Consider the following 23,172-nt stretch of genomic DNA (forward strand, 5'->3'; position numbering starts at 1 on the left):
AGGGGGCGCTGTCCCACCGAAGAGGGACGCGTGCCGCGCCGCCGGATGCTCCCGATGGCTTGTCCACGTGCCCGGCGCGCGATACACCGATCTCGTCGTCGGCTTCGACGGCTCTCGTCACACCCCGGGGAGCACTGGCATGAGCGTCACGAGTCGGTACAAGGAGGCGTGGGAGGGTTTCTGGCAGGACGCCCCCGACGAACCGGGGTCCGTCTTCTGGGACGCCGAGCCCGCCCTCACCGTCGGCCTCCATCTCGCGCTGTTCGAGCCGCACATGGCCGCGATCGGGCTGCCCGTCGTCGACCTCGGCTGCGGCAACGGCACACAGACGCGGTTCCTCGCCGACCGCTTCCCGCGCGTCCTCGGCGTCGACCTGTCCGCGGCCGCCGTCGACCACGCCCGGCGCGCGGACCCGGCAGGGCAGGCGGACTTCCGGCAGCTCGACGCGGCCGAGCGGGGCGAGGTGGAGCAGCTGCACGCGGAGGTCGGCGACGCCAACGTCTACCTGCGGGGCGTCCTGCACCAGTGCGAGCCCGACGACCGGCAGCCGCTCCTGGACGGCATCGCCACGCTGATCGGCGACCGGGGCCGCGCCTTCCTCGTCGAACTCTCCCAGGCGGCCCGCCCCCTCCTGCTGGGCCTCGCGCGGAGCCCCGACGGGCCGCCCCCGAAGCTGGCGCCGGTCTTCGCCCACGGCATCGCCCCCGCCGAGCTCGTCGACGCGGCGGTGGACGCGCACGTCGAGGCGGCCGGCCTCGCGGTCCTCGCGTCGGGTGAACTGCCGCTGACCACCACGGAGTTCACCCCGGACGGCACGCGCATCGAACTGCCGTCGAGATGGCTGGTGCTGGGGCACGGGAGCTGAACGTTCCGTTGGCCGAAACGATCCCGTCGCTCTCTGGCGGGCGGCCCGTCGAAGTTAGGCTTACCTAACTTGCTCGGCCCGCCGGGTGCGGCCGGGCACCGTCCGAAGCGGAAGGGGAACGGCTGTGACGAACGGCGACGCGCGAGAGACGGGGACCGTGGAGACCGAGGAGCGGGTGCGACTGATCCGCCTCCTCTTCGGGAGCATGGCGGTGCAGACCGTGCGGGCGGCCCACCGGCTGCGCGTGATCGAACTGCTCGGCGACCGGGAGCGTCAGGTCGCCGAGGTGGCCGCCGAGGCGGGGATCCAAGTGCAGGGCATGACACGGCTGTTGCGGGCCCTGACCGGCCTCGGTCTTGCGCACGAGACCGTGCCCGGCACGTACGCGGCCACCCCCACCGGCGCCCTGCTCGACCCGCGCCACCCCGACTCCATGACGGACCTGGTCGCCCTGTTCACCGAGCCGGTCATGCTGCGCGCCTGGGAGGACCTGGACGTCGCCCTGCGGACCGGCGAGACGGCCTTCGACTCCGCCTTCGGCACGGACTTCTTCTCCTACCTCAAGGAACACCCGGAGCAGTCCGCGCGGTTCAACAGGGCGATGAGCCAGAGCTCCCGGAGCACCGCCGAACTGCTGCCCAAGCTCTACGGCTTCGGCGGGTTCCGCACGGTCGCCGACATCGGCGGCGGTGACGGCACGGTGCTGTCCGCGGTGCTCCGGGAGCACCAGGGCCTGACGGGTGTCCTGTACGACACCGAGGAGGGGCTGGCCCAGGCTCCGGCGACGCTGGAGCGGCACGGGCTCGCCGGGCGGTGCTCGCTGGTGACCGGGGACTTCTTCCGGTCGGTGCCCGAGGGCGCCGACCTCTACCTGATGAAGAGCATCGTCCACGACTGGCCGGACGACCGGTGCGTCACCCTCCTCGGCCACTGTCGCGCGGCGCTGCCGCCCGGCGGGCGCGTCCTGATCGTGGAGTCGGTGCTGCCCGAGACGGCCGACCAGGAGCGGGCGGGCGTCCCGTATCTCAGCGACCTCAACATGCTCGTGAACGTGGGCGGCAGGGAGCGCACCCGGGCCGAGTTCGAGGAACTGTGCGGTCGGGCGGGCCTGACGGTCCTGTCCGTGACACCGCTGGGGGCGCCCAACTCGTTCTCCGTCGTGGAGGCCGGGGTCGCCTGAGGCGTCACGTACCGACCTTCGTGCCGGACGCGGGCCGGGGTCTTCCGGACGTCGCCTTCGCCGGCCGACCGTCACTTTCCGTGCCCGTCACGGTGCGTCAAGTGTGCTCGCGACGGGCAGGATGGGGTCCTGTCCCGCAGAGAGCCGCCGCACCCGGCGACCGAGTCTCTCGGCGCGTCCCCGCGGAAGGAGCCGATCATGGCAGGCGACCGGCACGGCCACCCGATGTCGCACACCGGGGCCGAGGCCGTCGGCCACTACGAGCAGGCGCTGGACCATCTGCTGTACTTCCGCGCCGAGGTGGCCGACGCGTCCCGGCAACTGCTCGCCGCCGCGCCCCGCTCGGTCATGGGCCACGTCCTCGCCGCTCACCTGGGCCTGCTCGGCACGGAGCAGAAGGACGCCGCCGCAGCCCGCGACGCCTTCGAGCACTTCAAGGAACAGGTGCGCCGCGGGGAGATGACCCCGCGCGAGCGCATGCACGTCGCCGCCGCCACCGCCTGGCTGTGCGGCGACATCCACCAGGCGGGCCGGGTGCTCGGCGAGATCTCCGTGGAGTACCCGCACGACGTGCTCGCCCTGGCGGTCGGCCACCAGATCGACTTCTTCACCGGTGACGCCCCGCGGCTGCGCGACCGCGTCGGCGGCGCGCTGTCCGCCTGGGACGGCGCCGACCCGCACCACGGCCCGCTCCTGGGCATGTACGCCTTCGGCCTGGAAGAGGCCGGGCACTACGAGCAGGCCCGCGAGACGGGCCTGGCGGCCGTCGAGCGCGGGCCGCGCGACGTGTGGGCCATCCACGCGGTGGTCCACACCTACGAGATGCAGGGGCGGTTCGCCGACGGCATCCGCTTTCTCGACGCGCGCTCCGGCGACTGGGCGACGGGCAACTACCTGAACGTGCACAACTGGTGGCACTACTGCCTCTACGCCCTGGAGGCCGGTGACGTCCCCCGCGTCCTGGAGATCTACGACGCGGCCCTGCACCACGCGGGGTCGACGGGCGCGGCCATGGAACTCCTCGACGCCGCCGCCCTGTTGTGGCGGCTGCACCTGGCGGGGCAGGACGCGGGCGGACGGTGGCAGCGGCTCGCCGACGCCTGGGCCGCCCGCCACGACGGCGCGTACTACGCCTTCAACGACGTACATGCGGTGATGGCGTACGTCGGCGCGGGCCGCGTCCCCGACGCCGAACGCCTGGTGCGCGAGCGCGAGGCGTACGTCGCGCGCGGCGGGCGCGGCCTCGCCAACCGCGCGATGACCGCGGACGTCGGCCTGCCCGTCTGCCGCGCGCTGATCGCGTACGGACAGGAGCGCCACGACCAGGCCGTGGACCTGCTGCTGCCCGTGCGGCACCGGCTCGGCGCGTACGGCGGGAGCCACGCCCAGCGCGACGCCGTGCACAAGACCCTGCTGGAGGCCGCCCTGCGCGCGGGCCGCCACGAGCTGGCCCGCACCCTGCTCAGCGAGCGGATCAACCTGCGCCCCGTCTGCCCGTACAACTGGCTGGCCCGGGCGCGGCTCGCCGACGAGCTGGGGCAGGGCGCGCAGGCCGCCGCGGCCCGTGCCACGGCGGCCGACCAGGCGGCCGAGGGGGTGGCGGTCCTCAAGCGCTGAGCAGCGCTGAGCGGCGCCGAACGGCACTGAGCGGCGCTGAACGGCCCCTGGGGCGCTAGCGGTTCAGCTTTCGCAGGTACGCGCCGAACTTCTCCAGGCCGTCGATGTCGCGCGGCCCGCTGATGCCCTCGTTGTAGTCGAGGACGAAGAAGTTGTTCTTCTTCACGGCGGGCAGCTCCCTCGTGTGCGGGGACTTCTTCAGGAACTCGATCTTCTTCTTCGCCGGCCGGTCGCCGTAGTCGAAGATGATGACGACCTCCGGCTCCGCCTTGGTCACGGCCTCCCAGGTGACCTGCGTCCAGCGTTCGTCGAGGCGGTCGAAGATGTTCCGGCCGCCCGCGCTCTTGATGATGTCGTTCGGCGGGACCTGGCTGCCCGCGGTGAACGGCTGGTCGGTGCCGGAGTCGTAGAGGAAGACGGGCACGCGCTCACCGCTCTTGGGTGCCTTCGCCTCCACCGCCGCCACCCGCTTCTTCAGGCCGCCGACGACCTCCTCGGCCTTCTTCTCGACGCGGAAGATCTTCCCGAGGCGCTCCAGGTCGCTGTAGAGAGCCTTGAACGGCGTGACCTTTTGCGGGTGACCGGGGTAGTTGAAGCAGCTCTCGGTGTGCATGAAGCTCTGGATGCCGAGCTTGTCCAGGATCTTCGGGGTGATGCCGCGCTGGTCGCTGAAGCCGGAGTTCCAGCCCGCGACGACGAAGTCGGACTTCGCCTCGACGACCAGTTCCTTGTTGAGCAGGTCGTCGCCGAGCATCTTCACCTTGGCGTACTCCGACGCCCAGGGAGACTCGCTCACCGGCGGGTTGGCGGGCGGCATCACGTATCCGTGCACGTGCTCGGTCAGGCCGAGGCTGAACAGCTTGTCGGCGCTGCCGCCCTCGTAGGCGACCGCGCGCCGCGGCACCTTGTACGGGACGTCCTCGCCGCACCGCTTGACGGTGACCGTTTCGGAGGCGGCCTTGGAGTCGTCCTGGCCGACCTCCGCGCCGCAGCCGGCGAGGAGGAACACGGCCGCGAGCGCGGAGCCCAGGGCGAGGGAGCGGGTGGGGGTCGTGGTCGATCGGGTCGGGGACATGGCAGAACGGCGCCTTTCGTGGGATGTCGGGGAGTCAGGGATGTCGGGGATGCCAGAGGGAGTTCGGGGATCGGCAGGGGGAGTCGAGGGGTCAGAGGGAGGCATCGAGTGCGTACAGCAGCTGCGGGTCACCGGTCAGCGGATGCGTGACGACGCTCGCCCGCACCCCGAACACGTCGGCGACCAGCTCCTCGGTGAGCACCTCCGCCGGTGTGCCCGCGGCCACCAGACGGCCCTGGCTCAGGACGCCGATGCGGTCGCAGGCGGCCGCCGCGAGGTTGAGGTCGTGCAGGACGACCAGGACGGTGAGCCCGGCGGTCCGCAGCCGTGAGAGCAGCGCGACCTGGTGGCGTACGTCGAGGTGGTTGGTCGGCTCGTCCAGGACCAGGATCCGCGGCTCCTGGACGAGGGCGCGGGCGAGCAGGACGCGCTGGCGTTCGCCGCCCGAGAGGGTGAGGACGCCGCGCCGGGCGAGGTGCCGGATGCCGAGGCGCTCCATCACCTGTGCGCACAGCCGCCGTTCGCGGGCGTCGAGCGCCTGGTTGCCCCGCAGGTGGGGTGCCCGGCCGAGCGCCACGACCTCCTCGACGGTGAAGTCGAGGTCGACGGAGCCGTCCTGAGTCATCGCGGCGACGAGCCGGGCGGCGTGCCGGGGCGGGAGCCGGGACAGGTCGTCCTCGCCGACGCGGACGGTGCCGCGGGTCGGGCGCAGCGCGCCGTACACGCACTTGAGGGCGGTCGACTTGCCGCTGCCGTTCGGCCCCACGAGGCCCACGACCCGGCCGCTGCCGACGTCGAGCGACAGATCACGCACCAGGCTCCGCCCGTCGGTGACGTACGAGAGTCCGCTCATGCGGAGTTCCATCTCAACGCCCCCCGAACACATGGCCCTTGCGCCGCATGAGCGCGATGAACACCGGCACCCCGACGAGCGCGGTGATGACGCCCAGCGGCAGCTCGCGCGGCGCGGCGACCGTCCGGGACAGCAGGTCGACCCAGACCATGAAGACCGCGCCGACCAGCGGGGCGAGCGCGAGCACCCGGGCGTGCGTGGCGCCGACGACCATCCGCACCAGGTGCGGCATGACCAGACCGACGAAGCTGATGGCGCCGCTGACCGCCACCATCACGCCGGTGATCAGCGAGACCACGACCAGCAGCCGCCTGCGCTGCCGGTCGGGGCCGACGCCCAGGGACGCGGCGGTCTCGTCGCCGAGCGCGAGGACGTCCAGGGCGCGGCCGTGGCGGTGCAGGACGACGAGGCCGGCCAGGACCACCGCGGAGACGACGGGCAGCGTGTCCCAGGAGGCCGCGCCGAAGCTGCCCATGGTCCAGTACAGGACCATGGACGTCGCCTCGCTGTCCGGCGCGAAGTAGATGATCACGCTCATCACGGCCTGGAAGCCGAGGGACAGGGCCACGCCCGTCAGCACGAGCCGCAGCGGCGAGAGCACGCCGCGCGTCGACGCGGCGACGTACACGAGGAAGGAGGCGACGAGCGCGCCCAGGAACGCGCCCGCGGACACCGCGTAGACGCCGAGCGCGGCGAGCCCGCCGGAGACGGTCACCCCGACCGCGCCCACCGACGCCCCGGAGGAGACGCCGAGGACGAAGGGGTCGGCGAGTGCGTTGCGCACCATCGCCTGGATGGCCACGCCGACCGCGCTGAGGCCCGCGCCCACGAGGGCGGCGAGCAGCACGCGCGGGGTGCGGATCTGCCAGATGATCTGGTACGTCGTGGTCTCGTCGGCGTCGATGCGGCCGCCGGTGAGCGCCGCCCACAGATAGCGGGCGGTCTCGCCGGGCGGGACCACCGCCGCGCCGAGCCCGATCGCCACGACGACGGAGAGCAGCAGCAGGAGGAAGAGGGCGACACAGGTCAGGACGAGGGCCCTGGGGGAGGCGAGGCGTTCGCGTACGCCGACGGGGCCGCTCCCTTCGACGGGCTCGGCGGGCTCGACGGGCGCTTCGGCGGTCGCGCTCATGCGGGATCCGCCTCGTCCCGTACCGCTTCGTCCCGTACCTCGTCCCGCGCCGGTCGCGCCCTCAGTACGAACACCGCGGCCGCCACCGCGCCGACGACGAGCGCGCCGAACACGGCCGCCACGCCCGGGTATCCGGCGAGCCCCAGGCCCGCGCCGCCGAGCGCCGCGCCGACGAACACGCCGAGGCTCATGCCGGCGGCGTTGACGCTCAGCGCCGAGCCGCGCAGCTCAGGCCCGCAGCGCCGCACGATGAGGCTGACCACGCAGGCCGCGACGACGGCGTGGCTCGCCGCGTGCAGCGAGGTCAGCGCGAGGGCGAGCGGCAGCCAGTGCGTGAAGTAGAAGCCGACGACCGAGACGAGCGCGGCGAACAGGCCGATGGTGAGCAGCCGTTCGGTGCCGACGCGCGGCTCGGCCGCGTTGGTGAGCCGCCCCGTGAGGAGGTTGGCGACGAAGAACGACGCCCCGCTCAGCGTCCACACGAACGCGAACAGACCGGCGTCCAGGCCGAACCGCTCTTGGTAGAAGGCCGCGAGGTAGGAGAGATAGCCCATGAACACGGCGGTGCGCAGGAGCGCGATCAGGAGCAGCGGTACGGCACCGGGCACCGCGCCCAGCGCCTTGAACGAGGCGAGGTAGCCCAGGCGTTGACGGGCGTCCGCCCGCCGCGCGCCGGGTGTGCGCTCGCGGCGCGCGACGAACAGCGCGGCGAGCAGCAGCGACACGGCGGTCACGGCGAGGAGGTCGCCCTGCCAGCCCCAGAACAGCGCGGGCAGCGCGATGACGGGCGCGGCGAGCATCGCGGTCATGGACTGGGTGGCCGTGACCAGCGTCGCCGCGCGCCCGGCCGCCTTGCCCGTGCCGAAGCGGTCGGCGGCCGCCGCGGTCAGCGCCGGGTTCAGGACGGCCGTGGCGGCACCGACAAGCAGGCAGAACACGGCGAGCAGGACGAAGTTCCCGCCGGCGCCGAGCGCGGCCGACGCGCCGAGCGCCACGAGCGCGCCCGCGACCGCCCACTCCCTGGGCACCCGGTCGATGAGCGGCGCCAGGGCGGTGCCCACCAGCAGGGCGGCCAGGCCGCCGAGCCCGCGCAGTCCGCCCATCGCGGCGACACCGCTGCCGGCCTCGTCGGCGATCGGCACGAGGTAGGTGCTGAAGACGGTGAAGGGCAGCAGGCCGACCGCCGAGGCGAGCAGCACGGGCCACAGCGCGCGGGCCATCCGCAGATCGCCCGGCAGGGGTTCCTCGGCCGGGTCGGCCGCGCTGCCCCCGGTGTCCTTGGTGGCGTCGACGCTCACGCGGCGGCTCCGTCCACGAGCGTGCCGGAACCGTCCACAAGCGTGCCGGAACCGTCCACGGGAGTGGCCGAGCCGTCCACGAGCGCGGCCGACCCGTCCACGGGAGCGGCGCGGTAGCGGTACATCGGTGTGACGTCGGCGCTGAACTGCGAGAACGTGAACGGCTCCGCGTTCAGACCGGTGACACCGCCGCCGAGGAAGGCGCGGGCGACGGCGCTGCCGCTCTGGGCGTACACGGTCAGGGGCACGCCGTGCTCCACGCAGTGGCGCAGGATCAGGTCGAAGGTGCCGTTGCTGAGCGTCATGCCGGTGGCGACGACGGCGTCCGCCTGCGCGAGGACCTCGGTCATGTCGTCGGTGACGGGGTCGCCCCACGCGGTCGTCCGCAGGTTCAGGTCGCAGGGCAGGCAGACGCCGCCCCGCTCCCGTATCGCCGCGACGAGCGGATTGACCACGCCGATCAGGGCGACCCGGGCGCCGGGCGTGAGGTCGAGCAGCCCGGCGATGGCGGCGTCGCGCGCCTCGGCGCGGACCTCGGGCGTCCCTGCGGGCAGCAGCACGCGCTCGGCGTCGTCGGCGTCGCGGTGCGGGCGCACCCGGGCCAGATAGGCGTCGAGCGCGGCGGTCCGCACGGGCGCCGACGCATCGCGCAGGAGCGTGTCGAGGGGCTGTCCCGAGGCGTTCTCGCAGAAGTCCGGGGCCAGTTCACCCGCCTCGAACGAGCAGGCGCCGAAGGAGTCGCCGACGCGGAGCAGCAGATAGTGGTTGTGGTACGTCACGTCGCCGCCGGCCAGCCGGGTGGTGTTGTACAGCCAGAACGCGCTGGTGACGGTGAGGCCGGCCGGGTCGGGGCCGTGCGCGCCGGCCAGGACGGCGTCGGTGAGCTCGGCGACGGTGCGGGGTACGGGGTGCGACATGTGGATGCTCTCGTGAAGGGGGCGGGACGGTCGGTCAGGGAGTGGTGGCGGGCCAGCGCGCGGTGGACCAGGGGTGCCGCAGCTCGTCGAGCGAGCTGATCTCGTGGGGCTTCAACGTGTCGATGTCCGGGGCCTGTTCGTGCCGGGCGTAGGCGCTGTCGACATAGCGGTGCCCGGTGTCGGCGGCGATGAAGACGTGGGTGCGCGTCGGGTCCCCGCGCCGCTCCCACAGGGCGGCGAGGTGGGCGGCGCCCGCCGAGAGCCCGGCGAAGATGCCGCTGGTGCGCAGCAGGGAGACCGCGCCGGACAGGGCGCTGTCGAAGTTGACCCAGTGGATCCGGTCGTACAGCTCGTGCCGGACGTTGCGGAAGGGGATGGCGCTGCCGATCCCGGCGATGATCATGTCGGGGTCGGCGACGTGCTCGGAGCCGAAGGTGACGCTGCCGAAGGGCTGCACGCCCACCAGCGACACGTCCCGGCCGGCCTCGCGCAGATACGTGGCGAGCGCCCCGGTCGACGCGCCCGAGCCGACGCCGCCGACCAGGGTGAGGGGACCGGCCGGAAGGTCCGCGTCCATCGCCTCGGCCACCTCGCGGTAGCCGTGGTAGTGGATGGCGTCGTGGTACTGCCGCATCCAGTGGTACGAGGGGTTGTCCGCCAGGATCTCGGCGATGCGGCGCACCCTCGACTCCTGGTCCAGGCGCAGGTCCTTGGAGGGCGCGACCTGCTCCAGCGTGGCGCCGAGTATCTCCAGCTGCACCCGGGTCGAGCGGTCCACGGTGGTGGAGCCGACGATGTGGCACTTCATGCCGTAGCGGTGGCAGGCGAGGGCGAGCGCCTGGGCGTAGATGCCGCTGGAGCTGTCGACGAGGGTGTCGCCGGGCCGGACCGCGCCGGTCTCCAGCAGGTGCCGGACGGCTCCGAGGGCGGAGTAGATCTTCATGGTCTCGAACCGGAGGCAGGCCAGATCCGGTGCGAGGGATATGAGATCGGGTCGTTTCACCGCTTCAGCGATGTGTGCGTGCATGACGGAGCTCCCCCGTAGGGACGTGTGGACAGGGAGATGCCGGGGGAGTGCGGGCGGCCCCCGGGAACGCCGAGAGCATCACACCAGATGAAAATGATTGTCAAGACCGGGTAAGGTCGGCACACTGGTGCCCGCGGGGTGCCGCGCCGTGTGCCCCGCGCCGTCGAGAGGAGTCGCGTGAAGCTGTCCCAGCAGGCCGGAGCCGGGCCTCGCCCGCCACGACAGGGGCGACCGGCGAAGACGGGGGTGGGCACCGCCTTCGGAACCTTCGGCGAGCTGCTCCAGGGCGTACTGCCGGAGGACGACGGGGACTTCCTCGTGACGCTGCCCGTCGCGCGGTGGACCATGGCCACCTTCCGGCCGGGTTCCGCGTCCGGGGAGCTGGAGGTCTGGCCGCCGCGCAAGACGAAGGCGCTCCGGCTGGCGCGGATGATCGCCGACCCGGCGCCGCACGAGCGGGCGGCGTCCCGGTACGCCGGGGCCGCGGCCTCCGTGCGGTCCGGGCGTCTGTCGCGCGGCGGCGTGCTCACCGTCAGCAGCGTGATCCCCGAGGGCAAGGGGCTCGCCAGCTCCTCCGCCGACCTCGTCGCCACCGCGCGGGCGGTCGGGCAGGCCCTCGACGTCCCCATGCCGCCCACCCGCATCGAGCGGCTGCTGTCCCGCATCGAACCCACCGACGGGGTGCTCTACCCGGCGATCGTCGCCTTCCACCACCGCAGCGTGCGGCTGCGCGCCGTCCTCGGTTCGCTGCCCGCCATGGCCGTGGTCGGCATCGACGAGGGCGGCTCGGTCGACACCGTGGACTTCAACCGCATCCCCAAACCGTTCACGGCGGCCGACCGGCGCGCCTACGCCGACCTCCTCGGGCGCCTCACCACCGCCGTGCGCCGCCAGGACCTCCCCGAGGTGGGCAGGATCGCGACCCGCAGCGCCCTGATGAACCAACGCCTGCGCCACAAGGCCGCGTTGGAGCCGATGCGGGAGATCTGCCGGGACGTCGGCGGGCTCGGCGTGGTCGTCGGACACAGCGGTACGACCCTGGGGGTGCTGATCGACGCCACGGACCCCGCGTACACGCGGCGCGTGACGGCGGCGGCGCAGTCCTGCACCGAGCTGGCGGGCGGCGTGACGGTCTACCGCACGCTGAGCTTCGGCAACGCCGCGTGCCGGGCGGGCGCGCCGTGACGGCCGGTCCCGGCCCGGTGCGCGGCGGGCCCGGCGAGGTCGGGGTGCGCAGGACGCGGCAGCGCGGCGCGGTGCTCGAAGCCCTCGGCCGCTGCGGCGAGTTCGTCTCCGCGCAGGAGCTGCACGCGCTCCTCGCCGGGACCGGCGGCGCGGTCGGCCTCACCACCGTCTACCGCACGCTGCGCGACCTCGACCGCGCGGGCCTCGTCGACGTCGTGCGCGACGAGACCGGCGAACGGCTCTACCTGCGGCGCCCCACCGAAGAGCACCGCCACTACCTCATCTGCCGCCGCTGCGGACGCAGTCAGGCGGTCGACGCGCGGGACGTCGAGGCGTGGGCCGAGCGTCTGGGTGAGACCACCGGCTACGCGGACCTCGCGCACACCCTCGAACTCAGCGGCGTGTGCGGACCGTGCCGCCCCTCCGGTGATCCCGACAGGGGCTGACTTCGTACGGTTGCCGAACCCCATCACTGAGTAAAGTGCAGAGGGGGCGCCATGGTGTCGCCTGTGGTGCAAGGGGGGCGAACTGCCCCTGTTCGTCTGCTTGTTGCGTCGGGCTCCGTCGTCACGGACGGTCGCCGGCAGAGGGGGAGCGGAAGATGACGGACGGGCGTGCGCGTACGGACGAGTCGTGCGGCGACCGGCCGGCGCTCGGAGCGCTGTGCGACAACTCGCCCCGGCGCATAGGCCCTTACCAGGTCCTCGCCCGGATCGGGGCGGGGAGCACGGGTGAGGTGTACCTCGGGGCGGATCCGCGGCTCGTCGCGGTGGGGGCGGAGGTCTTGGCGGGCGACCGGGTGCGGTCGGCCGCTCCGGCGCGGGCGGGCGCTCACGCGCGGGCCGGGGATCAGGCGCGGACGGGGACTCAGGAACAGCCCGGCGGGCACGTCCGGCCGGGTGCCCGGGCGCAGGAGAGCGCTCAAGCGCGGACCGACGCTCCGGCCGAGGACGCGGCGGACGCGGTGCCGCGGCTCGTCGCGGTCAGATCCCTACGGACGGATCTCGGCCACGAACCCGCGTTCCGCGAGCGGTTCGGCCGCGAGGTCGTCGCCGCGCTCCCCGTGCGCGGCCGCTTCGTCGCGCGGCTCCTCGCCGCCGACCCCGTCGCCGTACACCCCTGGCTCGCCACCGAGTACGTGCCCGGCCCCACCCTGGAGCGCGCGGTGTGCCTCGGCGGGCCGCTGCCGCGGGACGCCGTGCTGCGCCTCGCCCTCGAACTCGCCCAGGCGCTGGGGGACATCCACCGCGCCGGGATCGCGCACGGCGACCTGAGACCCGCGAACGTCCTGCTCGGCGCGGACGGACCGAAGATCGTCGACTTCGGCATCGCCCGCGAGGCGGCCGGGAGCGACGACGCGACCGCGACCGCCGCGGGGTCCGGCTCCCCGGCCTTCCTGTCGCCGGAGCACCTCCTCGGGCCCGGCCAAGTGGTCGCCGCGTCCGACGTGTTCGCCCTGGCCGCCGTCCTCTGTCACGCCGCGACCGGCACGACCCCCTTCGGCGAGGGACTGCCCGAGGCCGAGGTGCTCCACCGCGTCGCGCGGGCCGAGGCGGAGCTCGCCGCGCTGCCGCCGCAGCTGCGTCCCCTCATCGAGGACTGCCTGGTCAAGGACGCCTCGGCGCGCCCCGACGCGGCCGAACTGGAGGCCCGCTTCCGCGCGGCGCTCGCCGAGGGCCCGCACGGAGCGGAGCCCGGCGCGGTGGCGCCCGCCCGCTGGCCCGCCGCGATCGACGCGGAGATCCGCCGGTACGAGACGGAACTCGCCCGCACCCTGGCGGCCGCCGAGCCCCTGCCCGCACCCGCCCGGCCCGGCGCCGCGCCACCGCCCGGTGCCGAGCCGCCCGGAACGGCCACCGCCCCGCGCCCGCGCCCCCGGCGCAGGACCGTCACGGCCGTCCTCGCCGCCGCCGTGTCCGTGGGCGTCCTCGGCTCCCTGGGGGCACTCGGGCTCGGCGGCGACGGGACCGACGCGCGGGCCGGCGACGCGAAGCCCGCCAGGACGTCCCCGGCCGACGCGCGGCGCACCGGCGTCACGACGGCCGGATACCTCGGCAGCCGTGCCTTCCCCGTCGCCCCGGCCGCCCGCCCCCAGGGCTGGAAGCCGTGGCGGACCCGGCTGGCGGGCCGCCCGTGGGCCTGCGCCCTGAACTCCGACGTCCTGGTCTGCCGCACCTTCCTCGGCGGCCTCGAAGCGGTCGGCGCGGCGGACGGCGCGCCCCGCTGGAAGGAGCCCGCCGCCACCCGCGACAGGCCCCGCCCCGGCGCGGACGGCGATTGGCACATCCCGGGGGACGCGTCGGGTCCTGTCCTCTACGGCGACCTCGTGCTCACGTACGAAGGAGGCGCGGCGCGGGGACGGTCCGTGCGCGACGGCGCGGTGCGCTGGGAACAGCCCCTGCCGAAGGGCACGCGCGTCGGTGACGTGGTCCTCGGGGAGCGCACGGTCTTCTTCACGGTCAAGGAGGACGACTCGACCTCGGTCCACGCCTTCGACGCCGCCAGCGGCAGGCCGCTGTGGCAGCGGCCCCTGTCCAACCGCAAGGCCACAGGAACCGGTGGGGCCGGTGGGGCCGGTGGGGCCGGTGAGGTGGGACAGGCCGGTGAGAGCGTTGGGGGCGACAGGGCCGACGGGGTCCGGTTCGGCGCGCAGGCCTTCGCGCAGGGGCGGGTCATCGCCACCTCGCCCGGCGGCCTCACCGGGTTCGACGCACGCTCCGGCGACCCCGTGCGCTTCACCACGGACAGCGGCGCCGCCTGCGTGCGGGTGCGGGCCATCGGCGCCGAGGTGCACTGCGGGCTCCCGGAGGGCGGCCTGGTCACCCTGGACGCCAAGACCCTCGAGGCCGTCGACGGCGCGAGCCTCGGCAAGACCGCGGGCGACGGTCTCGCGGCGCAGGAACTGGTCGACGCGGGCAGCGCGCTCTACCGCCTCGGCCCGGACAAGGACGGTACCCGTATCGAACTGCAGCCCCTGGCGGGCGGCGAGGCCGACGCCGAGCCGCGCACCGTCGGCACCTACCGCGCGTACAGCCCGCCCTCCGAGCAGTCGATCATCGGCAAGTACGCGGTCTACGCCGACAATTCCGCCCTGTACACCCTCCCCGTCGACGGCGGCCCCCGGAAGAAGCACCGCGTCGAGGGCGCCCCCGGCGAGCGGAATCGCGCCGCCGATCCCGCTGACCCCACCGACCCCGACAGGCACAGCTGGCAGCCTCAGATCCTCTCGATCGGCGGCGCGCTCTGGCTCGCCTACCACGACGGCACCGTCACCTCCTTCGAACTGCCCTCCTGAACCGCTCTCTTCGGCCGTGTGGCCCGCGCCACTCCCGTGTGCGGGAACTGGCCGCCGTATCCGTCCGACTCCTGAAGCGGCGCGGTCCGGCCGGTCCGCGTCCTGAGCACGACGCGACCGGGGAACGGCGATGACTGAGGACTCACGGCGACGCGGATTCCTGCCGCCGCCCGCGCTCTGCGGATTCCTGGTGCTGCTGGTGCTGGTCTTCGCGGTGTCGTACGCCGTGGGCAGGGCCGTCGGCCCCGTCGCGCCCGGCATGCGGGAGAGCGTCACGGACTCCGGGGACGGCGGCGGCAGGGGCCGCGGCGACGACGAGGGAGACATGGGCGGCATGCACGGGGACGGGCACTGATGGGCGCCGGAGCACTGGTCACCACCGACCTCGCCGTCACCGGCATGACCTGCGCGGCGTGTGTGAAGCGGGTCGAGAAACGACTCGGGCGGCTGGACGGCGTCAGCGCGACCGTGAACCTCGCCACCGGCCTCGCCCGGGTCAGCCATCCCCCGGACCTGACGCCGGACGCGCTGATCGCCGAGGTCGAGCGGGCCGGGTACGCGGCGGAGCCGCCCGCACCGCCCGAGCCGCGCGGCGCACGGCCGCCAGGTGCGGCGGAGCCGACGACGGACGATCCCGAAGCGGCCCGCGAACGGCGGCGCCTGCTGGTCACCGCGCTCCTCTCCGCGCCGGTCCTCGTCCTCTCCATGGCGCCCGCCCTGCAGTTCCGCAACTGGCAGTGGCTGTGCTTCGTGCTCGCCGCGCCGGTCGCCGCCTGGAGCGCGTGGCCGTTCCACGCGCGGGCGCTGCGGGGCCTGCGGCACGCGGCGGCGACCATGGACACGCTGGTCTCGCTGGGCGTCACGGCGTCCTTCGGCTGGTCGGCGTACGCGCTCTTCCTCGGGGGCGCGGGCGTGCCCGGCATGACGATGCCGTTCAGCCTGCTGCCCACCGCCGATGAGGGCACCGCGCACGTCTATCTGGAGGCGGCCGTCGGCGTCCCGCTGTTCGTGCTCGCCGGGCGCTTCTTGGAGGCGCGGGCCCGCCGGGGCACTGGGGCGGCGCTCCGCTCCCTCGCCGAACTCACCGTCAAGGACGTCGCCGTACGCGACGGCGACGGCGAACGTGTCGTGCCCGTGGCCGAGTTGGGGGTCGGTCAGGTCTTCGTCGCCCGGCCCGGCGAGCGGATCGCCACCGACGGTGTCGTCGTGGAGGGCCGCTCCGCGGTGGACCTGTCGCTGGTCACCGGCGAGAGCGAACCGGTCGAGGTCGGACCGGGCACCGAGGTGACCGGCGGTGCCGTCAACGCGGGCGGGATGCTGCTCCTGCGCGCCACGGCGGTCGGCGCGGACACCCGACTCGCCCGCATCACCCGCCTGGTGACGGAGGCCCAGTCCGGCAAGGCGCGTGCGCAGCGCCTCGCGGACGCGGTGGCGGGGGTGTTCGTGCCGGTGGTGCTCGCGCTCGCCGCGACGGTGCTCGGGTTCTGGCTCGGCGCCGGTGCCGCACCACAGGCCGCCGTCACCGCCTGCGTCGCCGTCCTCGTCGTCGCCTGCCCCTGCGCCCTGGGCCTCGCGACACCCACCGCCCTGCTGGCCGCCACCGGCCGGGGCGCCCGCCTGGGCGTCCTGGTCCGCGGGCCGCGGGCCCTCGAAGCCCTGCGGCACATCGACACCGTCGTCCTCGACAAGACCGGCACCCTCACCTCCGGACACATGGACGTCACCGGAGTCACCGCGACGCGGGACGGCATCGGACGGGAGGCCGCGCTGCGCCTGGCGGGGGCCGTGGAGCAGGGCTCGGAACACCCGTTGGGCCGCGCGATCACCTCGTACGCGCGACGGGAGGCGCCGGGGCGCCCGCTGCCGGAGGTCCACGCGTTCCGGGCGGTGACCGGCTGGGGCGTACGGGGGCGGGTCGAGGGACACCTGGTCGAAGTCTGCGCCCCCGGCGACGAGTTGATGACATCCGGCGACGAGTTGACGCCATCTGGAGACGGCCCGACGCCACCCGGAGACGGCCCGACCCCGCCCGGAGACGGCCCGACCCCGCGCACCGAACCGCTCGCCCGCGCCCTGGCCGACGCCGAGAACGCCGCGCACACCCCCGTCCTCGTCCGCGTGGACGGCGTACCCGAGGCGCTCCTCGCGGTCGGCGACCTGGTGCGGCCCGGGAGCTACCGCGCCGTGGACCGGCTGCGGCGCCTCGGCGTGCGCCCGGTCCTGGCCACCGGCGACCGCGCGGCCACCGCGCGCGCCGTCGCCGCGCACCTGGGCATCGACGAGGTCCACGCCCGCCGCACCCCCGAGGAAAAGGCAGCACTCGTAGGGGAGTTGAGGGAGCGCGGACGCCGTGTCGCGGTCATCGGCGACGGTGTGAACGACGCCGCCGCGCTGGCCCGCGCCGACCTCGGGATCGCCATGGGCACCGGCACCGACGTGGCGATGGGAGCCGCCGACGTGACGCTCGTGCGCGGCGACATCGAGGCCGTCGCGGACGCGGTCCTCCTGGCCCGGCGCACCCTGCGCACCATCCGCGGCAACCTCCTGTGGGCCTTCGGCTACAACGCCGTCACGCTGCCGCTCGCCGCGGTCGGCCTGCTCAACCCGATGGTCGCGGCGGCGGCGATGTCGGCGAGTTCCCTGCTGGTCGTCGGCAACAGCCTGCGGCTGCGCACCTGGCGGCCGACGCGCGGCCCCGCCGCCGGCGTGGCGAGGCGCCCCGCGGCGGCGGCCCGGGGCGGTGTCCGATGACCGCCGAACGGCACCCCTGGCGGCCGACCCGCCGCGGCCTGCGCGCCGCCGCCCTCGCCGCCCTCGCGCCCGTGACGGCCTGCGCCGTCGCCCTCGGCGCGCTCGCCGCGTGGGCCGGGTCCGGCGCCGCGGGCAGTCCGCCCCGCGTCGAGGTCGCTCCCGGCACGCTCTATCTGCCGTACGGCGACAGGACGGAGACCGCCGCGTTCTTCCGCGTCGCCAACTCCGGTGGCGCCGACGACCGCCTGACGTCGGTGACGTCCCCCGCCCTCGACGACGTGGTGCTGGGCCGGCACGCGGCGGCGGGCGAGGGTTCGGCCACCATGCGGATGGTCGGCTCCGCCGCCGTTCCGGCCCGCGAGGGGCTCACCATGTCCCCGCACGGCCTGGACGTCATGGCCCGTGTCCGCACGCCGCTGAAGGAGGGCGACCGGATCCCGTTCGTCCTGACCTTCCGGCACGGCGGACGGATCGCGACGGAGGCGGTGGTGGTCCGCCCGGTCGGCTGACCGGAGCCGGGCCCGCCGGCCCGCGCCCGGCGAGGCGGGGCACCCGTCCACGCCCCACGGAGACGTCCTAGGATGCGTGTGCATCCACTTCGATGCGTGTGCATCCACTTCGAGGAGGCGACGGTGCTCGGACGAGGGCTGCTCGCGGGCGCCATGACCGTCGCCTGCATGGTGCTCCTCGGCCCCAGCGCGCCGAGCGGCGCCCTCGTCGCGCAGGCCCTGCCGGCCGGCGCCGCCGACGACGTCGTACCGAACCGCGTCATGACGTGGAACATCTGCAACCCCTGTGGGAGCGGCAACAACGCGGGCCGGGCGGCGGAGATCGCCACCTACGCCCCGCAGGTCATCGGCATGCAGGAGGCGTGCGTCCGGGACGTCGAGCGGATCCGGGACTACCTGAAGCGCTTCTACGGCCTCGACTACCACGTCGCGTACGGGTCGGTCCTGAACAACGGGGGCCGCTGCGGGGGATGGCCGTGGAGCCCGGGGGCCTTCGGCCAGGCGATCCTCTCGGCGGCGCCCATGACGGACCGCGTGAACGTCGAGTATCCCGACGGCGGGTCCGAGGACCGCGGGTACATGGCCGTCACCACCGAGGTGGGCGGCCGTCCCGTCCGGGTCTTCAACACGCACTTCGCCCAGCGCCGTCAGGAGGAGGTCCGGGCGGACCAGGCCGAGGTCCTCGCCAAGGAGGTCGCCCGGCACGACCGCGCGATCGTCCTCGGCGACTTCAACGCCGTGCCGTACGCGCCCGAACTCGCCCCGATGTGGGACGTGGCCACCGACACGGACCCCCGCTGCCGCCCCTCGGACGCCGGGGCCTGCGAGCCGACCACCGACTGGCAGAGCAAGTTCGACTACGTCTTCCTGCGCGGCATCGCCCCGCTCCGGCACGCCGTGCGGCCCAGCCCGTACTCGGACCACCACATGCTCCAGACCGACCTGGACCCGCTCTGAGCAGGCCTGCCCACCGACCGCCTGTTCGGCCTATGACTCGCTGCGCCGAGGGCCCGCGCGCCGCATGATCGCTCCATGGACAGAGGCACAGACTCAGCCGGCGACAGCAGGCGCACCCCGGTGGGCCTGCGGGGACGTGCGGTCCGGGCCGCGGCCGCGGTCGGCCTGGCCCTTTCCGTGGGAGTGACGCTCCTCCCGGCGGAAGCCGCGAGCGCGCAGCCTCCCGCAAGCCGGTGCCGGGCCGCCACCGGCCCGTACCAGTGGCAGCTGGAGAAGTACTTGAAGCTGAAGCAGGACGGCGTCCAGTCCGAAGCGGACTGCCGCGCCATCCGTGCCTTCCAGCAGCGCCACCGCGTCAGGCCCGCCACCGGCCAGGCGAATCTGCGCACGTACCGCATGCTGCTGATCGTCCAGGCGGGCAAGACCCCGAACAAGGCGCGCCGTTGCCCGCAGCGCTCCTACCGGGTGGTGTGCGTGGACCGCTCGCGGCAGTTGCTCTGGGTGCAGCAGGGCGCCAAGGGCAAGCTGGTCATGAGGCCGGTCCCGATCCGCACCGGAGCCCGCGGCGTGGAGACGCGCGGCGGCATGCACCGCATCTTCCGGCGGGTCCGGCACGACGTCTCCCGCCTCTTCGGCTACGCCCGCATGCCCTACTCGCAGTACTTCAGCGGCGGGCAGGCGCTGCACGGCACCTACGGCGACGTGTACGACGGCGGCGGATCGCACGGCTGCGTCAATCTGGAGCTCAACGCATCCGCCCGGTTGTGGCGCCAGGTCGGCAGGGGCAACCGCGTCTACGTCTTCGGCATGAAGCCGGGCACCCGGCCGCGCAGCGCCACCCGGGGCGACGACGAACTGATCGCGACCACGCGGTGGGGCTACGAGGACGGCTCGGCGTACGAGGAGCCGCAGGGGCCGCCCGTCGCCCGGTAGCCCGGCCTCAGGCACGGCGGGCGGGACCGCCCCAGGGAGTGTCGGGAACCTTCGCGGCGCTCCTGCCCGCCACGATGTCGATGCGCACCGGTCCGGGCAGCCCGCGCACGGTCGCCTCGACCCGCCGCAGATCGCCCGTCGGGCCGATCCAGTACTTCAGCGGGGAGCGGCTGGTGCGCACCGCGGGCTTCTCCTTCGCCGAGGGGCGAGGCCCGGAGACGATGTCGTAGTCCGTGCCGTCGAGCGATTCCCGGCCGAGCCAGCGCGGCCCGGCCTGCGCGAGGAGCTGGGCGTTCTCGGGGCGGTTCGAACCCAGCATGTGCGTCATGCGCAGGGCGATGTCGAGCGGGTCGGTGCTGTAGGCGCGGGGGGACCAGGCCGGTCCGCGCAGGCCCGAGGCCGCCTTGGCGATGCTCCGCGGATCCGCGTCCCGCGCCGCGTCCGCGCCCTGCTTCGCCTTGTCCGGGGCCACCCCCAGGCCTCCCATGTCCCAGGCCAGCATGCCCGTGCCGCCCCGGGCCGGACGGTCCGTCATGCGGTAGCGCCCCACGGCACGGTGGACGCGGTAGTCGACGAGGCCCTCGACGACCATCGCCTGCTTCTCGTCCTGCGGGACGGTGATCCGCAGCTCGGCGGGGCTCGCCTCGTACGTGCTGAGCCGGGCCATGGCGAAGCGCTGGACCTCGGCGCCGGTGAGGGCCCGCTCGGGCGCGGCGTCCGGGCCGTGCGCCGCGACGCCGACGGTCAGGGCCGCGCCGGCCGCGACCACCCCCGCACAGGCGAGCAGGGTGCGGCGGCTCAGTCGGCGCAGTGGATTCGTGAGGGGCATGGGCCCGCCTTCCGTGAAGTGTGCGTGGGATCCGTGGAAATCCCCGGAACGGGGACGGCAGCCCGCCCGCGGCCGTGGGGCCGGGGCGGACTGCCGCAGTGGTCCGAGTCGTTCGAGAGCCGGACTACTTCTTCTTGATCGGCTTCTCCGGCTTGTTCTTGAGCGTCACCCGGAGCGGGTTGAACTCACAGTTCTTCTCGGTGACCTTGAGCGGCCCCGTCACGGCCGCCGCGCCCACGGGCTTGATGTAGCCCTCGGGGGTGGCGGTCTCGACCAGGTAGTAGCTGCCGATCATGATCTTCGGGAAGACGCACTTGCCCTTGGCGTCGGTGGCGCACTCGCCGAGGCGCTTGTCGGCCTTGCCGCTGCGCTGGAGGCCCTTCTTGCCGTTGGACTCCTGCCACAGCTGGAAGACGGCGCCCATCACGGGCTTGCTGTCCTTGGCGCTGACCTTGGTCAGGATGATCTGGGTCGGCTTGTGGAAGCCGAAGTCGATGTCGTGGTCGTTCTCCCCGGCGCCGTCGATCTTGACGTCGGCGGCCGAGAAGCCGTTGCCGTAGGGCTTGCCGTTGGAGTCGACGGCCATGTTGCCGCCGTTGCCGAACTGCGAGGGCTTGTAGCCGTAGAGCACGCCGCCCTTGGCGTAGTCGGCCGGGTTGTCCATGCGCACGAAGTACTTGCGGCCGTACTTCCAGTCCGCCGCGGCGACGTTCTTGACCAGCGTCGAGTCGAAGTAGTACTCGCCGCGCGCGTTCGTCTTGGCCGTGCCGATCTTCTTGCCCTTGGCGTCGTACAGGTTCACCGTGGCGCCCACGACCGGCTTCTCGTCCGCGTCCTGGATGCCGTTCTTCATGCGCTTGCCGTTGTCGTACCAGACACGGTTGCCGATCTGGAACGGCGCCTCGTCACAGAGCACTTCGAGGTCGGCCATGGAGCCGCCCTTGCCGAAGTTGTCGGTGAGGCGGTTGCCCAGACCCTGCGCGCGGGCGGGGTCGAAGCGGTTCACGAACATCGTGCCGCTGTTGTAGGTGGCGTCGGCCACGTCGATGCCGGAGCTGGCGATGGTGTCCTCGACCTTGGACAGGGCGATGCCGGAGAACGCGGACTCCTGGTGCCAGACGGTCCGGTACTCGCCCGGGTAGTACTCCTTGACGTCCGCGGCCTGTCCGCCGTTGTTCTGCGGGGTGGCGTTGTTCGTACAGCCGCCGTTGCCGTCCAGGACGAACTTGCCGCCCTTCTTGCACGCCCGGTTCAGGTCACCGCCCGCGGACGGCGAGGACAGGAAGCTTCCCGGCTTGGTGCGGAGCCCCTCGCCCGTCTGGTCGGCGTAGCGGTCGCGGAAGCCGAGGATCAGGTCGCCGTCGGTGTCCACGACGATGTCGCCGAGGATCGGCTGCGGGTAGGCGTGCCGTGCCCCACAGGTCCTGCCGTCCTGCTGGTCGCGCCAGCCGTCGGCCCACGGGTACCAGCCGGCTCCCTGGCAGGCGCCACCGAGGGTGTCGGCGATGCCGCGGGGGAAGTCGAGCTTCTCGTCCATGACCGTGCCGGTGAACGCGCCGCTCTTCGGGTTGAAGGTCTGGATGACGGCGCGCATGTCGGCCTTGTCCTGGCTCGACTCGGCCGAACAGACACCGCCGACGTACACCGTGCCGTCCTGGACGCCGAGGCCGAAGGGGCGCCAGTCGCCGGCCGCGGCGCAGCCCGGGTCCGGGATCGCGTACGACGCCTTCGGCGCGCTCGCGGTCTTCTTGGTGGCGTCGTACCGGTACAGCTTGCGGTCGTTCAGGTTGACGACGTAGAGGTCCTTGCCGTCCTCGGACACCTCGACGTCACCGAGCGACTCCTTGGTCACCGCCTTGCTGAAGGCGACGTCCATGTCGGGCTGCGACATGTCGTGGTCGGTGCCCCCGACGTTGGGGACCTTCGTGAACACGGTGGTCTCTTGGGACGGCCGGTCGGTCAGGTAGATGGCGCCCCGGCCGCCCGGACCGTAGTCGGCGGCGCGGCGGGCCATCGCCCCGGAGAAGATCCACTTCTTCTGCTTGCTGTAACCGATGCCGTAGAGCGCACCCGTGGTGGCCTTGTCCGACAGGTTCGTCGTCTGGTTGTCGTTGCCGCGGGCGTTGTACGGGAAGGCCACCAGCGTCCGCCGGTCGGCGGGGTCCGAGAAGTTCTCGACGTCCCTGCCGATACAGGCCGTCACCAGCTCGGCGTTCTTCTGGCAGTAGTCGCCCGGGTTCCAGAACGACGTGGTGAATTCGGCGTCCTTGCCGCCCTTCAGGTCCACGAACTCCACGTTCGAGGACATGATGTTCGGGTCGCTCAGGTCGTCCTTGGGCTGCGCGAAGCCCGGGAAGAGCACGCCCGGCTTGGGGTTCTTGGCCTCGACGCGGTACTTGCCGCCCCGCAGCTTGGTGCCGGGCGCGAGGTCGACGACGCCGTTCGCCCCGGTCTTGCCCGTGATGCTGCGGCCCTCGGCGTCGGTGAGAACCACCTCGACCCCGGACATCCCCGGCTCCAGCGCCTGGTCCCACTCGCCGTTGGCGTCGACCGCGCGGACGACGCGGACCTTGACCGAGCCGTCCCCCGCGTCGCGGACCTGTGGGGCCGCCCCGGCGAAGGCCGGTAGCCCGGCGCCGGCGGTCGCGACGGTGAGCAGCATGGTCATGCCGCCGAGCGCCCGCCGCTTGATGTGTTGTTCCACGGTTGTCCTCTCTGCGTCTCGAATTCGAGAAACCACTCGAAATTG

General features: G+C 73.6%; 19 protein-coding genes. 11 read left to right on the forward strand and 8 right to left on the reverse strand.

The features are described 5' to 3' along the window. Positions 1-139 precede the first annotated feature (139 nt). From AB0L89_RS29550 to AB0L89_RS29560, 3 genes are all read left to right on the forward strand, one after another. Positions 140-865 carry a class I SAM-dependent methyltransferase gene (locus AB0L89_RS29550; protein ID WP_365147366.1) on the forward strand — a complete coding sequence of 242 codons (726 nt, stop codon included), beginning with the start codon at positions 140-142 and terminating at the stop codon, positions 863-865. A gap of 124 nt (positions 866-989) precedes the next feature. Further along, a complete protein-coding gene (locus AB0L89_RS29555) occupies positions 990-2,045 on the forward strand; it encodes a methyltransferase (RefSeq protein ID WP_365147369.1) in 1,056 nt (351 codons plus the stop codon). A 198-nt stretch (positions 2,046-2,243) separates the two neighbouring features. Further along, complete coding sequence (locus AB0L89_RS29560) at positions 2,244-3,662, forward strand: tetratricopeptide repeat protein (RefSeq protein ID WP_365147371.1); 1,419 nt, start codon at positions 2,244-2,246, stop codon at positions 3,660-3,662. A gap of 55 nt (positions 3,663-3,717) precedes the next feature. Here the strand turns inward: AB0L89_RS29560 and AB0L89_RS29565 are convergent, their stop codons facing one another. From AB0L89_RS29565 to AB0L89_RS29590, 6 genes are all read right to left on the reverse strand, one after another. Further along, entirely contained in the window at positions 3,718-4,737 is a 1,020-nt protein-coding gene (locus tag AB0L89_RS29565; RefSeq protein WP_365147374.1) for an ABC transporter substrate-binding protein, read from the reverse strand. A gap of 91 nt (positions 4,738-4,828) precedes the next feature. Next, positions 4,829-5,602 carry an ABC transporter ATP-binding protein gene (locus AB0L89_RS29570; protein ID WP_365147377.1) on the reverse strand — a complete coding sequence of 258 codons (774 nt, stop codon included), beginning with the start codon at positions 5,600-5,602 and terminating at the stop codon, positions 4,829-4,831. Between the two features lies 1 nt (position 5,603). Next, entirely contained in the window at positions 5,604-6,722 is a 1,119-nt protein-coding gene (locus AB0L89_RS29575) for an iron ABC transporter permease (RefSeq protein ID WP_365147380.1), read from the reverse strand. Continuing rightward, positions 6,719-8,020, reverse strand: a complete 1,302-nt coding sequence (locus AB0L89_RS29580) for an MFS transporter (RefSeq protein WP_365147383.1) — start codon at positions 8,018-8,020, stop codon at positions 6,719-6,721. Before AB0L89_RS29580 ends, AB0L89_RS29575 begins: the two co-directional genes overlap by 4 nt. Then, entirely contained in the window at positions 8,017-8,937 is a 921-nt protein-coding gene (locus AB0L89_RS29585) for a DUF364 domain-containing protein (protein ID WP_365147386.1), read from the reverse strand. The genes AB0L89_RS29580 and AB0L89_RS29585 overlap by 4 nt, the downstream gene beginning before the upstream one ends. A 34-nt stretch (positions 8,938-8,971) precedes the next feature. Further along, the gene (locus AB0L89_RS29590; protein ID WP_365147387.1) at positions 8,972-9,964 is read right to left on the reverse strand and encodes a pyridoxal-phosphate dependent enzyme; all 993 of its coding nucleotides are present in this window, start codon (positions 9,962-9,964) and stop codon (positions 8,972-8,974) included. 177 nt (positions 9,965-10,141) lie between these two features. Here AB0L89_RS29590 and AB0L89_RS29595 point away from each other — a divergent pair, with 177 nt between their 5' ends. The 8 genes from AB0L89_RS29595 to AB0L89_RS29630 all read left to right on the forward strand — a co-directional run bounded on the left by AB0L89_RS29595 (position 10,142) and on the right by AB0L89_RS29630 (position 19,594). After that, positions 10,142-11,149: a kinase gene (locus tag AB0L89_RS29595; protein WP_365147388.1), complete on the forward strand. Its 1,008-nt coding sequence runs from the start codon at positions 10,142-10,144 to the stop codon at positions 11,147-11,149. Then, a complete protein-coding gene (locus AB0L89_RS29600; RefSeq protein WP_365147391.1) occupies positions 11,146-11,595 on the forward strand; it encodes a transcriptional repressor in 450 nt (149 codons plus the stop codon). The genes AB0L89_RS29595 and AB0L89_RS29600 overlap by 4 nt, the downstream gene beginning before the upstream one ends. A 155-nt stretch (positions 11,596-11,750) precedes the next feature. Beyond that, complete coding sequence (locus tag AB0L89_RS29605; RefSeq protein ID WP_365147393.1) at positions 11,751-14,444, forward strand: protein kinase; 2,694 nt, start codon at positions 11,751-11,753, stop codon at positions 14,442-14,444. Positions 14,445-14,574: 130 nt separating this feature from the next. Next, entirely contained in the window at positions 14,575-14,799 is a 225-nt protein-coding gene (locus AB0L89_RS29610) for a hypothetical protein (protein WP_365147396.1), read from the forward strand. Beyond that, entirely contained in the window at positions 14,799-17,195 is a 2,397-nt protein-coding gene (locus AB0L89_RS29615; protein ID WP_365147399.1) for a heavy metal translocating P-type ATPase, read from the forward strand. Before AB0L89_RS29610 ends, AB0L89_RS29615 begins: the two co-directional genes overlap by 1 nt. Beyond that, positions 17,192-17,704, forward strand: a complete 513-nt coding sequence (locus AB0L89_RS29620) for a copper chaperone PCu(A)C (RefSeq protein ID WP_365147402.1) — start codon at positions 17,192-17,194, stop codon at positions 17,702-17,704. The genes AB0L89_RS29615 and AB0L89_RS29620 overlap by 4 nt, the downstream gene beginning before the upstream one ends. Positions 17,705-17,857: 153 nt before the next feature. Continuing rightward, entirely contained in the window at positions 17,858-18,661 is an 804-nt protein-coding gene (locus AB0L89_RS29625; protein ID WP_365147879.1) for an endonuclease/exonuclease/phosphatase family protein, read from the forward strand. A gap of 75 nt (positions 18,662-18,736) precedes the next feature. Beyond that, positions 18,737-19,594 carry a L,D-transpeptidase gene (locus tag AB0L89_RS29630; RefSeq protein ID WP_365147405.1) on the forward strand — a complete coding sequence of 286 codons (858 nt, stop codon included), beginning with the start codon at positions 18,737-18,739 and terminating at the stop codon, positions 19,592-19,594. Between the two features lie 7 nt (positions 19,595-19,601). Here the strand turns inward: AB0L89_RS29630 and AB0L89_RS29635 are convergent, their stop codons facing one another. Next, positions 19,602-20,423, reverse strand: a complete 822-nt coding sequence (locus tag AB0L89_RS29635; protein ID WP_365147408.1) for a hypothetical protein — start codon at positions 20,421-20,423, stop codon at positions 19,602-19,604. Positions 20,424-20,547: 124 nt separating this feature from the next. After that, positions 20,548-23,127: an SdrD B-like domain-containing protein gene (locus AB0L89_RS29640; RefSeq protein WP_365147411.1), complete on the reverse strand. Its 2,580-nt coding sequence runs from the start codon at positions 23,125-23,127 to the stop codon at positions 20,548-20,550. Positions 23,128-23,172: the final 45 nt, after the last annotated feature.

It is taken from the genome of Streptomyces sp. NPDC052114 (genome assembly GCF_040680155.1).
Classification (GTDB): domain Bacteria; phylum Actinomycetota; class Actinomycetes; order Streptomycetales; family Streptomycetaceae; genus Streptomyces.